Raw genomic sequence first — 12165 nt, forward strand, 5'->3', positions numbered from 1 at the left:
CCTCCACGGGCGAAACGCCCGTACCACATCATCACGCGGCGGACGCTCGGTTGGCCGCCCCTGCTCTCAGCTCGCAGCGTCCGAGGACGATCCGCTCATCGCCGCGACGAATTTGCCGATGATCCCATCGAACGAGCCGTTGGTGAAAAACGCCACCACGCGCCGCCGCTCGGCGCGCGCGCCGCTGTATGCGAGCATTTTCTCGAGCAGCACCGCATTCGTCGGCGCGCTGTGCGCCTTCACTCCGAGCTGCTCGAGATGTTGCGCCACCGCCACCGTGTCGAAACGCTCGCCCGCCGCGAGCTTGTCCGCCCGATTCACCGCGCCGAGGTAAACTTCGTCCGCGAGCGCCAGCGAACGCATGAACGCCGCCTCCAGCGCCTTCGTGCGCGCCGTGTTGCTCCGCGGCTCAAACACCGCCGTCAAGATCGCGCCGGGAAACCGCGCGCGAAACGAGTGCAGCGTTTCCGCCAGCGCCGTGGGATGATGCCCGAAATCCTCGATCACCGTCAGCGCCGGCGTGTCCAGCAACACTTCCTGCCGCCGTTTCACCCCGCGGAAACGCGCCAGCGCGGCGAGATCCAGCCGCTCGGCGCCGGCCGCGCTCGCGAACAACTCGCCCACGCGTCCACTCCGCGCCGCGTCGCGGGGCAGCAGCGCGAGTTGCGCCGCCGTCGCGGCCATCGCCGCGTTGCGCGCGTTGAACAGCCCCGGCAGCGGCCAGCGCACTTCCGCCCAGGGCTGTCCTTGCCAGCTCAACCCAAACTCGCCGCCCGCGGCCGATTCGCGGAATGCTTCGATGCGCAGATCGTTGCGCTCGCCCGTGCCGACCCGCACCACGTTCGTCCACGGCAACGCGCCGAGCGCGCGCAGGTTCTCGTCGTCGCCATTGAGCACCACAAAGCCGTTGCGCGGCACGATCCGCGTCAGGTGCACGAACGTCCGCTGCACATCCGCCAGGTCGCGGAAGATGTCCGCGTGATCGAACTCGAGATTGTTCAACACCGCGATGTGCGGCGCGTAGTGGATGAACTTGCTGCGCTTGTCGAAGAACGCGCTGTCGTACTCGTCGCCCTCGATCACGAACGGATCCGCCGCCGCGCCGAGGTGATTGCCCGTCGGCGGATCGATCGGCACGCCGCCAATCAGGAAGCCGGGATCGCGGCCATTCGCACGCAGCAGGTAGGCCGTGAGCGCGGTGGTGGTCGTTTTGCCATGCGTGCCACAGACCACGATGTTCCGCCGCACGTTCAGCACCAGGCTGTGCAGCGCCGCCGGCAACGAGGTGAACGCGAACCGGCGCGTGTCCAGCAGCCACTCCACCTCGGGATTGCCGCGCGACATCGCATTGCCGATCACGACGAGATCTGGCGCGAGCCGCTCGAGCCGGGCGGCATCGTAGCCCTCGTGCAGCGCGATGCCCGACTGCGCGAGCACCGTGCTCATCGGCGGATACACGTCGACGTCGGCGCCGAGCACGTCATGGCCGGCGGCGCGCGCCAGCAGCGCCGCGTTGCCCATCGCCGTGCCGCAAACACCCATGAAATAGATTCTCATGCGCGCACCCTGTCTGAGCCGGCCACGGCTCCGGCTCAAACGCTAAACGCAAAAAGGTCGGTGGGACTCGGCAGCCAATCCGCCGATCTGCCCGTTCGTAGGGCTGCCGCTCGCCGGCAGCCGCGAAACAAAACAGAGTGTCCAACGCGTTCCTGGCCGGCGGCAAGCGCCGGCCCTACCGGGTCCCACAGCAACGCCCCGCCGCCGAACGCGAATTGACAGCGCCCGCCGGAACCCGTTGCCATCGAGCGTGCCCGCAGCTCGCCTCGCCGCCGACGTTCGGATTCGCGACCTGACCAAACATTACGGTCGGCTCGCGGCGTTGCGAGGCATCAGCTTCGACGTGGCCGCCGGCGAGATCTTCGGGCTGCTTGGCCCCAACGGTGCTGGCAAGACCACCACCCTCGAGTGCCTGCTCGGCTTGCGTCGCGCCGACGCGGGCGCGCTGCACGTCGGCGGAATCGACGCGCTCGCGCAGCCGGAAGACGTCCGCCAGATCGTCGGCGCGCAGCTGCAAGCCGCCACGCTGCAGGACAAGATCACACCGCGTCAGGCGCTGCAGCTCGCCGCCTCGTTCTACGCCGAGCCGTGTCCGCCGGACGAACTGCTCGAGCGCTTCGGGCTGCACGCGAAAGCGCACGCCGCGTTTGACACCCTTTCGGGCGGACAAAAACAGCGCGTGCTGCTCGCGCTCGCGTTCGTCAATCGGCCGCGGCTCGTGGTGCTCGACGAACCCACCGCCGGACTCGATCCGCAGTCGCGCCGGGAATTGCACGCCGTCATTCGCCAGCTGCGCGCGGACGGCTGTACGATTCTGTTGAGCACGCATCAACTCGACGAGGCCGGGCAGCTCTGCGACCGAATCGGCATCCTGCACGAAGGCCGGCTCGTCGCCGACGCGCCGCCGTCCCAACTCATTGCCGGCGCCCGCGCGCTGCCGAAGGTCGTCTTCACCACCGCGCAGCCGCTCACGGCAACGATGGTCTCTGGTCTGCACGGGGTCGCGTCGGTCGCAGCGCACGACGGCGGCTGGTGTGCGGACACCCGCGATGTCAGCGGCACGATCACGGCGTTGACGCGCCAGCTCGAGCGTGACGGCAATCCGCTCATCGGTCTTCAGATCCAGCGTCCCACCTTGGAGGATGTTTTTCTCGAGCTCACCGGCCGCGCGTGGATGCCGCCAGCCAACCCCCTCGAGGGCGGCGTGACCGACGAAAGGAACACGCCGTGAGCGGCGCACGCCCTTGGGCCGGTGCGCTCCGGCATTTCTGGGTGACGCTGCAACTCAACTCCCGGAGCAAGCAGGCGATCGGTTACGGCTATCTGTTGCCGGTGTTCTTCCTGCTCGCATTCGGCAGCGTCTTTCGCGGCGGCGAGCCGCTCCTTCTCGATCAGATGGGCCAACTGCTCACGATCACGATTCTCGGCACGGCGTCGATCGGACTGCCGACCGCGCTCGTCGCCGAACGCGAACGCGGTGTCTGGCGCCGCTATCGGTTACTCCCTGTCTCCACCGCTCGACTGCTCGCCGGTACGTTGCTCGCGCGGCTGGTGATCGTCGTCACCGCGGTTGCGCTGCAGGTCGTCCTCGCGCGGCTGATCTACGACACGCCGCTGCCGCAGCATCCGTTCTCCGCGTTCGCCGCGTTGCTGGTGGTGACGTTCGCTTTTCTCGGGCTCGGATTGGTCGTGGCCGCGCTCGCGAACGATGTTCCTTCCGTGCAGGCGCTCGGTCAGTGCCTCTTCCTCCCCATGATCATGATCGGCGGCGTCGGCGTACCGCTGAGCGTCCTGCCCGCGTGGGCGCAGCGCGTCGCCGGTTTCATGCCCGGGCGTTATGCTGTCGAAGCGCTGCAATCCACGTTCAACGCTCCCGCCGGACTCCGCCGCGAAGGTTTCGCGGTGCTCGCCCTGCTCGTGATCGGCGCGGCCGCGGCCGGCGTGGGACTCAAGCTTTTCCGCTGGGATCCGCTGCACCGCGCCGGCCGCACCGCGGGCGGATGGATCGCCGTCGCGCTGCTCGCCTGGCTGGGCGTCGGGCTCACCGCCTCTGTGACGGGCCGGCTTGCCCCGATCGGCGCGGCGGGGGCGAGTTACGAGACGATCACAGACGAGGAATTGGAGCAGATCCGCTTCGATGATCTCACGGGAGACAACGAGCTCGTCACGCGTCTGGCCCGGCCCTTCGATGCGGCCGCGGCGGAGCGTATCCGCCCTTTCCTGGAAAAATTGCATGCGTGGCCCCCTGGGCAGGTGACCGATCCCGTGCAGCACGCGCGCAATCTGCTGAGCGTCGCCGCGATCGCCGACGTCACCGCGGACTTGCAGGAAGCGCAGATCGGCCGCGCCGTTTTTGATGAATTGCAGGCGCGCTACCCGCGTCCGCAGCTCCGCCGGATTCTCGGCTGGATCATCCTGAATCCCGATGGCGAACGCGTGATCACCGCCACGCCGGAGTTGGGGCTGCGCCGCGAGATCAACGAACGCGCGGTGCGGCAACGCAGCATTTTCTACGCGAAGAAATTCCTCGGCCGGCTGCTCGGCAAGCTGCCCGACTGAGCCGCCGCCCGTCGCGCGTCAGTTCGCGCCGTTGCCGTTCCCGTTGATCGCCCGCCCGGCCCGGCTGATCGCCGCGTGCAGCCGCTGCATGTCCACGGGCTTGGTCAGATGGTCGCGGAAACCCGCGTCGCGGCAGGCCTGCAGGTCGTCCTCCATCCCATAGCCGCTCAGACAAATGCCAACCAGGTCCGGCCGCCGCGCGCGAAGCTTGCGCATCAAATCGAGCCCGCTCTCGTCCGGCAGTCCGAGATCGGAAATGAGCAGATCGATCGGCAGCTGCTGAAACACCTCGACCGCCGCGGCCGCGGTCTCGGCATATTCCACCTGATGCCCGGCCTTGCGCAACAGCCGCGTCAGCAGCCTGCCGGTGTCGCCATGATCTTCCACGAGCAGAATCCGGTAGCCGTGCTCGCCGGACGTGCCGTCCGGCCGCTGCCCGCGCGTGCCGGAAGAAGACAACGGCGGCATGGTCCGGTCGGTCAGCGGCAGCTCGACGCTGAACGTCGCGCCGCAGCCCAGTCCCTCCGAGGCGACCGCAATCTTGCCGCCGTGCAGGTCGACGATCGCGCGGGCGATGGAAAGCCCGAGGCCCAGGCCCGATTCGCCGGATCGCCGTTTGCCGTTCGTGGCAACCTGCTCGAACGGCCGGAAGATCCGGTCGAGGTGCGTCGGATCGATGCCCATACCCTTGTCCACCACGTCCACGATGAGTCGGGCCGGCGCGCCCTCGGCCCGACGGGTGCGCAGCGCGATCCGCGTCTTGGCCGGACTAAACTTGTTCGCGTTCTTGAGCAGGTTCCAGAACACCTGCTGCAACCGTGGTCCGTCACCCTCCACGCGCTGCCCTTCCGCGGCGAACAGATCCATCTCGATCTGCTGGTCTTTCGCGTCGAGATCAGGCGCCACGATCAGCGCCGTCTCGTGCAGCAGCGCGGCGATGTCGAGCACCTGCGGCTCAAACTCGAGCTTGCCGCGCTCGAGCTTGGTGAGGTCGAGCAGGTCGTCGACCAGCCGGCTCTGAATGCCGATGTTGCGCCGGATCATCCGCAGATCCTCGCGCACATCCTGGGGGAGCCGGTCGTCGTGTTCCAGCACGCCGGCCGCCGCGAGCACCGGCGTCAACGGCGTGCGCAGCTCGTGCGAGAGCATCGCGAGAAAATGATCCTTCGCCTGGTTCGCGGCTTCGGTTTCGCGGGCGCGCTCCGCAAGCTCGTTCTGCCAGCGCAGCGCCTCGGCGATGAGCCCGCATTGCGCCGCCACCCATTCCATCACCCGGAACTGCTCCTGCGTCCATTGCGCCGGCTGGGTGCTGGTTGCCATCACCAGCCCGTAGAGCTCCCCACGTACGCGCATCGGCGTCGCGAGCACGGAGCACACCGGCCCTTGCCCGCCAAACGGCGCCGCCAACGCGGGCTCCTTGCGCAGATCGGAGACGTATGCCGTCCGATCGCAGCTCAACACCACGCCGGCAATCGAGCCCGCCATCGGCCAGTTGTCGGGCACCGGCGGCATGTCGCCCACCGTCGCCTGCGCCTTGATCCGGATCCGATCGCCCTGCGTCTTGAGCACGGCGACGCCTTGCGCCGGGCTGTCGAGGATGCGCAACGCGCGCCGACAGATATCAGCCAGCGCCGCGCGGCCGGATTCCGGTGTGCGCGCCGCTTCAAGCAATCCCTGCAGCACCTCCTCGCGATTCGCGAGCTGTTGGTTGGCCAGCTGCAGCTCCTCGTTTTGGCCCGCGAGCTCCTCGGACTGGGCCTCGATCTCCTCGTTCTGCTGAGCGAGTTCCTCCGACTGCGCTTTGATCTCCTCGTTTTGCTGCGCCAGCTCCTCCGCTTGGGCCTCGAGCTCCGCCGCTTGCGCGGCGATCTGCGCGTTGCGCCGCTCCAGTCCGTCCCGCAACACGATGAGCGCATGGACCACCACCGCACCGAGGAGGATGTTGACCCAGGTGCCCGCCAGATAGATCTGTCCGTCCGCCCGGCTGATCACCGATTCGGGTAGGAGCCACCAGACCTTCACAAATGCGACAACGGCAAAGAATGCCGCCATTGACCAGAGCTGCCAGAACCGCCGCGTCCAGACACACACGAGCATGGGCAGCACGAAGGTCAGCGGCACCAAGCTCTCGCGAAACACCACCATCCGCAGAAGCGCCCAACCAATGGACAGCAGCAGCACGAGGATCGTGCTCAGGGCGTTCGAAGGACTGCGGTCGGATTTCATATCGATCCGCTCAGTTGATAGAAGCACCGGGCAATCCGCTCAAGCGGCAACCCAGCCGGGGGATGATCGGCCTTGCCGCATACGATCAAGCCGCCCGGCGCCAGCTCCCGCGTCAGCCGCGCCCAAACCTCCTCAGCTGGCGCCTCTTCGAGATAAATGGCCATGTTTCGCCAAAGAATCAGATCCCACGGGCCACGCTCCACCCCCGCCAGCAAGTCCGCCTGGCGCCACTCGGTCGCCCACCGCAGATCGGCGTTGATCAAACCCGAATTTCCGTAACGCGTGAAATAGCGCTCGCGTCGGAACGGCGCCAACGACGCGACCGCTTCCCAGTCGAACGCTCCCGCACGCGCCTGCTCGATTGCGTCCGCCCGGCAGTCCGTGCCGAGCAACTCGGCGTCGGCGAGGCGGCCCAACTCGGCGAGCAGCATCGCGACGGAATACAACTCATGCCCGGATGAGCACGCCGCGCTCCACACGCGTATCCGGCCCCGGCGCGCGAGCAGCTCCGGCAGCACGGCCGAGCCGAGTCGCTCGAAGACCGCCTGGTCGCGAAAAAACTCCGTCACGCCCAGCAACGCCACGCTCAACGCCGACTGCGTCAGTCGGGGATCGCACTCGATTCGCCGCAGGCCCTCGTCCGCGCTCGCGACGCCAAGGAACCGCAGGCAGGCCGCCGTCCGCCGGTGCAACGCCGGGCCCCGGTAAGACGCCGCCGAAAGATTGGCTCGCTGCAGCAGGGCGGCGATGAAACCGCTGACCTGCTCGGCTGGTTCGTCCCCACCCGGCCGGACGAGCGCCCGCGTTCGACACCCACTCTTGCGCCGCGGCGCCGTGGCGATGCCCTCGAAGAAAAGGTGTTCGAACTGCATGGAGGGGAAATGTGATCCCCGGCAGTCGCACACAAGAATACTGCCGGATGGACCGATGAGGAAAAAGTTCCTGCTCGGTCCGAGTCAAACCAAGTCGCTGCCGATTGGCATTCGGTGGCGAATTTCTGCAATTCTCCTGCGGCGCAGGCGGGCCCCTCTGTCGCGTGGAGGAATGACAGGGCGTAATGGTCAATCGGTCACAAAACCGTTGAAGCGCAGGGGCGACTGCGCCGATGAGGGGGGCCGGTGCATCATCGTTGCCACCCCGCTTCCCCCGACGCGGCGCTTGTCTCTGCCCCGGCCGAGATCCGTCCCTTCGCGTCCCGGCGGCCTCACCCTTCCTTCCCCCCATGAAGCGTTCCCTCGGACTCCGCAGGACCATGCTCGTCATGGTTTTGGTGCCGCTGCTCGGCGCCACCTTCTTCGCGGTCGTGCAGGTCCGGCAACTGACGCGCAAGGTCAACGAGTTGGGCCGTCTCGCCGACGTTATCGCGGTCTCGGTCGACGTCGCCCGGTTCAACATTCTGATGGGCCTCGAATACAACGCTTCGTGGGCCATGTTCCTGGATCCCCATGGGGCCGATGTTTACCGCCGGCACATTGCCGAGAGTGAACAACTCGTCGCCCGCATTCGTGAGGACGTCCGCCGCAACGGCGCCAACTATAACCAGAACTTCATCTCGAACATCGAGGCCGCGTTGAAGCTCTACGAGCGGATTCCCGAAATCCGCACGTACTATTTAGCGCGGCGTCCGGGCGACGACCGCGAGGCACGGGCCATCAACAACCAGGTTTACGTCGCCATCGCCACCCCGCTCGGCGCCGTCACGCGTTCGCTCGTCAACGAGTCCAGCGAGCTGCCCATCCGGCTGCGCATTCAAACGCTGATCTGGTGCGCCGACCTGCACAACAACGCGACCACCGAGAGCGGGATGTATTGCTGGGGGCACGAGCTGGGCAGCTACCTCACCCTCGCGAACTGCGCCGGGCCCGAATACGCGACGCTGATGCGGCGCGACATCGAGCGATTGCTGCTGGCCAACACGGTCCCCGAGCTTCGGCCGTATTTTCAAAAGATCTTTTCCGATCCCATCTACACCGAGGCCGATCAGGTCGTGCGCCGTTTCGTGCAGGAGGACACCATCGCCAAGCATCGCTTCAACCCCGCCGAACTCGCGGCTTGGCGCGAGCTCACGGAAAAAAAGCGCTACGCCCTGCTGGTGGAGATGCAGCCGCACGTACTGAACGATCTGCAGACGTTCGCGCAGCATTACATTGGGCGCGTGAAACGCGAACGCGTGTGGATGTTCGGACTGCTCGGCGGACTGCTGCTCGCCTCCGGCGCGACCGCCTACCTCCTGGGCCGGGCACTCTTCCGTACGGTTTCCGCATCGATCGCTTCGCTCAAGCAGTGCGCGGACAACATGCTGCAGGCCGCCGCCCAAACGTCCGATTCCGGCACGCAGCTGGCCGACATCGTCTCGCAGCAGGCCGCTGCTTCCGAGGAAACCGCCACGTCGCTCGAGGAGCTCACCGCGACCAACCGCCAGAATGCCGACAATGCCCGGCACGGCGCCGAGCGGATGAAGCAGACCGACGCCGTCGTGCAGCGCGCCACCCGCTCGATGGCCGAACTCGTGCAGGCCGTGCAGAAAATCGCGACCACCAGCGGGCAGACCAAGCACATCGCCAGCACGATCGATGAGATCGCGTTCCAAACCAATCTCCTCGCGCTTAACGCGTCGATCGAAGCCGCGCGCGCGGGGGAAGCCGGCGCGGGTTTCGCCGTCGTCGCCGAAGAAGTCCGCCGCATGGCCATGCGCGCCGCCGCCGAATCCGCCTCGATCGCGCAGCTGATCGAAGGCGCGCACGGGCTCACCGAAGAAGGCGTGACCCTCAGCCAGCAGGTCAACGCGATCTTCCAGCAGGTCGAAACCAAGGCGCACGAAGCCAGCGGCCGGATGAGCGAGATCCAGCGTTCCACCCAGGAGCTGGTCACCGGCATCAACGAGATCAATACCGCGATGCGCGAACTCGACCGCCACACGCAGCAGAACGCGGCGATCGCGCAGGAAAATGCCTCCACGGCCGAACTGATCGGCCAGCAAACCACGGAGCTCAACCGGAGCATCGCGCTGCTGGAAAGTTTGATTGCCCGCGATGTCAGCGCCGCCCCCGCGTCGACCGCGGAGCCGCCCCGCTCCTCCCCACCGCCGGGCACCACGACGGCCGAGCGCGCTCCCGCGCCCGCCCCGCCGGCGGATGACGTCCAACCGCGCTCCACGCCCACCCCGGTCCCCGCCGCCCGATGAACCTTTCCCTCGCGCGCAAACTGCAGCTGCTCGTCGCGATTCCGCTCGCGGGCGCCTTGATCTTTTCCGGCATCGAATGGGTTCGGGCGCTCGCCGCCGTGCGGCAGCTCAAGCGAGTCGCCGCGTCCGTCGAGCTCACCGCCGATCTCGCCGCCGTGCGCGCCGGTTTGCTCGCAGAGCAACGCGAGTCCTGGGACCTTTACACCGACGCGAACCGGCTCATCACCTATCGCCGCAACGCCGAGCTAACGGCGGATGCCGTGCGCCGGGTGGCCGCGCGGCTCAATCAGGGAAGTGCGCTCGACCAGGACGTGCGCGACGCCGTCCGGGCGCTGCTCACTGCATGCGACGGATTGCGGGAAGCACGAGACTATTTCAGCACGCGGGGGCCGGAGGCCCGCCGGATCGATCCGCAGGCCTTGGCGCTGCGCGCACGCTACGGCGAGGTGATCGAACAGCTGCTCTTCCTCGTCTTCCGGCTCAACCAGGAAACCGACGCGGCGTCGCTGCGCGGGCGCCTCGACGGGCTCGTGTGGTTTGGCCGGCTCGCGCTGGCTGCCGAATCCGAGCGCACGTGGTATCAGCGTGGTTTCGCCGAGGAGCAGCTGACCGTCGCGAGCCTGATCCGCGTTCAGAACGTCACCGCGCAACGGCGCTATTTCGCCTCCAACGCGGTGCTCATGGCGCCGGCGGAACTGCTGGAATATTGGAACGGGCTGCTCGCCCATCCGGTGTACGCCGGCACCGACGCGCTGGCCACCGACGCCTTCAACTATTCCGCCCCCGAGCCGGTCCCCTTCAAGCGCGCGCTCGGCGCGGAGTGGACGCGCCTCACCCAGGAACGCACTCAGTTGCTCGATACGGTCGAGCCTCACCTTTTCATCGAACTGCACGGCTTCCTCGGCACGGCGCAACAGGCGGCGCTGCGCCATCTCGCGCAGCTGTCCGGCGCGATCGCGCTGCTGGTCGCCGTCGCCGTGGCGATCGCCGCTTGGTTTATCCGCCGGATCAAACGCGAGCTGCGCACAGCCGTCACCGGCCTCGACACCAGCACCGCGACGATCGCCCATGCGGTGAACGCCTCGTCCGAAGCCGCCCAGCGGCTCGCCGCCGGCGCGCTGAAGGAAGCCGCTGGCGTGGAGGAGACCGGCTCCGCCCTCGTCACGCTCACCTCAACCAACCAGCAGAACGTCACGCTGGCCGACCAGACGGTGGAGCACATGAACGAAACCGGCGCGCTCGTCCGCAACTCGCAGAGCACGATGCAAACGCTGTCGACGGCCATGCAGAAGATCTCCGACTCGAGCAAAGCCACGACCCGGATCGTCAAAACGATCAACGAAATCGCCTTTCAGACGAACATCCTTGCGCTCAATGCCTCGATCGAGGCCGCCAGCGCCGGCGAAGCGGGCACGGGCTTCGCCGTCGTGGCCGAAGAAGTGCGCAACCTCGCCAAGCGCTCCTCCGAGGCCACCGCAGAGACCGCGCGGCTCGTGGACGAGGTCCACGCGGCCATCGCCAGCGGTAACCGGCTCACCGCCGAGGTGGAAGCGGCGCTGCGCGACGTCGAGGCCAATTCGGCCCAGGCCGGCGAACTGATGCAGAGCATCCGTGCGGCCTCGCAGCAGATGCTGCAAAACATGCAGCACATCAACACAGGCAATCGTTCCCGGGAGGCGATCAGCCAGCAATCGGCGCAGGTGGCGGACCACAATGCCGCGACGGCCGCGGCGATCACCCGCGAGACCGAACAACTGCAGGCCACCATCGCCCGTCTCGAGCACATGCTGCTCGGTCTGCACGACGCGGCGGCGGCGGCGGCAATCTAGCCCTGAAATTTCATGAACAGGAGTGAAGCTCAGCCCGAACTTTCCGTCCGCCTGCGGCGGAGCGACCTGGTCGCGGCTAGCCCCGACAGAGTCGGCCCGGAGGGCGGACATTTCATGAATCTCATGAAATATCCGGGCTAGAGGCTGCCCGAAATCCTCATTTCTAGAAGAGGCTCGGCGGCTAGTTTCGCGCGCCAGCGGCCAGGCTGCCCGAGTGCTGCGGAGCTGAACCTTCCCACAGAGGAGGCCGCGTCCTGCTTGCCCGAGGCGCCGCGCCTTACGCTTTCAGCTCGACCACGACCTGCACTTCGGCGGTCGAACCTTTCGGCAGTCCATTGACGGCGACCGCGGCGCGCGCGTGCTTCCCCGCCTCACCGAAAACCTTCAGGAACAAATCGCTCGCGCCGTTGATCACCGCCGGACTGTCGCCGAATCCGTCGACGGCATTGACGAAGCCATTCACCATCACCACCCGCGCCACGCGATCGAGCGAACCGACCGCCGCGCGAATGTTTGCCAGTGTATTCAACGCGCAAATCTCCGCCGCTTTCTTGCCACTCTCCACGCTCTGCTCCTTCCCCACCTGGCCAACGTGCGTCATCTTGCCGTCGATCATGCAAATCGTGCCGGCGCAGAACAGCAGGTTGCCGGTACGGACCGTCGGCACGTAGCTGCCAGCGGCGGCCGGCGGATTCGGGAGCGTGAGTTCGAGCGCAGCCAGATTCGCTTCGGGATTCATCAGGTGCGAACGTTCGGCAAACCCGGGCCGAACGCAAAGCGGATTTCTGCTGTGCCGCGGCTTTCGGGTCA

General features: G+C 67.1%; 8 protein-coding genes. 4 read left to right on the forward strand and 4 right to left on the reverse strand.

The window, feature by feature from the left end; translation table 11 throughout:
* Positions 1 to 66 precede the first annotated feature (66 nt).
* Positions 67 to 1557 carry a UDP-N-acetylmuramate--L-alanine ligase gene (locus OTER_RS18045; protein ID WP_012376378.1) on the reverse strand — a complete coding sequence of 497 codons (1491 nt, stop codon included), beginning with the start codon at positions 1555 to 1557 and terminating at the stop codon, positions 67 to 69.
* A 250-nt stretch (positions 1558 to 1807) separates the two neighbouring features.
* On the opposite strand from OTER_RS18045, the gene OTER_RS18050 reads away from it, so the two are divergent.
* Positions 1808 to 2788, forward strand: a complete 981-nt coding sequence (locus OTER_RS18050) for an ABC transporter ATP-binding protein (RefSeq protein WP_012376379.1) — start codon at positions 1808 to 1810, stop codon at positions 2786 to 2788.
* On the forward strand, positions 2785 to 4116 hold the full coding sequence (locus tag OTER_RS24395; RefSeq protein ID WP_012376380.1) for an ABC transporter permease: 1332 nt from the start codon (positions 2785 to 2787) through the stop codon (positions 4114 to 4116). Before OTER_RS18050 ends, OTER_RS24395 begins: the two co-directional genes overlap by 4 nt.
* Positions 4117 to 4134: 18 nt before the next feature.
* On the opposite strand, the gene OTER_RS24400 is transcribed toward OTER_RS24395, so the two are convergent.
* Together OTER_RS24400 and OTER_RS18065 are read right to left on the reverse strand one after the other, a co-directional pair.
* Positions 4135 to 6342, reverse strand: a complete 2208-nt coding sequence (locus tag OTER_RS24400) for a hybrid sensor histidine kinase/response regulator (protein WP_012376381.1) — start codon at positions 6340 to 6342, stop codon at positions 4135 to 4137.
* The gene (locus tag OTER_RS18065; RefSeq protein WP_012376382.1) at positions 6339 to 7214 is read right to left on the reverse strand and encodes a CheR family methyltransferase; all 876 of its coding nucleotides are present in this window, start codon (positions 7212 to 7214) and stop codon (positions 6339 to 6341) included. The genes OTER_RS24400 and OTER_RS18065 overlap by 4 nt, the downstream gene beginning before the upstream one ends.
* 350 nt (positions 7215 to 7564) lie before the next feature.
* Between OTER_RS18065 and OTER_RS24405 the strand changes: the two genes are divergently transcribed.
* Positions 7565 to 9526, forward strand: coding sequence for a methyl-accepting chemotaxis protein (locus OTER_RS24405; RefSeq protein ID WP_012376383.1), 1962 nt, complete (start codon positions 7565 to 7567; stop codon positions 9524 to 9526).
* Positions 9523 to 11355, forward strand: coding sequence for a methyl-accepting chemotaxis protein (locus OTER_RS24410; protein ID WP_012376384.1), 1833 nt, complete (start codon positions 9523 to 9525; stop codon positions 11353 to 11355). The genes OTER_RS24405 and OTER_RS24410 overlap by 4 nt, the downstream gene beginning before the upstream one ends.
* A gap of 277 nt (positions 11356 to 11632) precedes the next feature.
* On the opposite strand, the gene OTER_RS18080 is transcribed toward OTER_RS24410, so the two are convergent.
* Complete coding sequence (locus OTER_RS18080; RefSeq protein ID WP_012376386.1) at positions 11633 to 12094, reverse strand: RidA family protein; 462 nt, start codon at positions 12092 to 12094, stop codon at positions 11633 to 11635.
* Positions 12095 to 12165 lie beyond the last annotated feature (71 nt).

Source organism: Opitutus terrae PB90-1, from assembly GCF_000019965.1.
In the GTDB taxonomy this organism is placed as follows: domain Bacteria; phylum Verrucomicrobiota; class Verrucomicrobiia; order Opitutales; family Opitutaceae; genus Opitutus; species Opitutus terrae.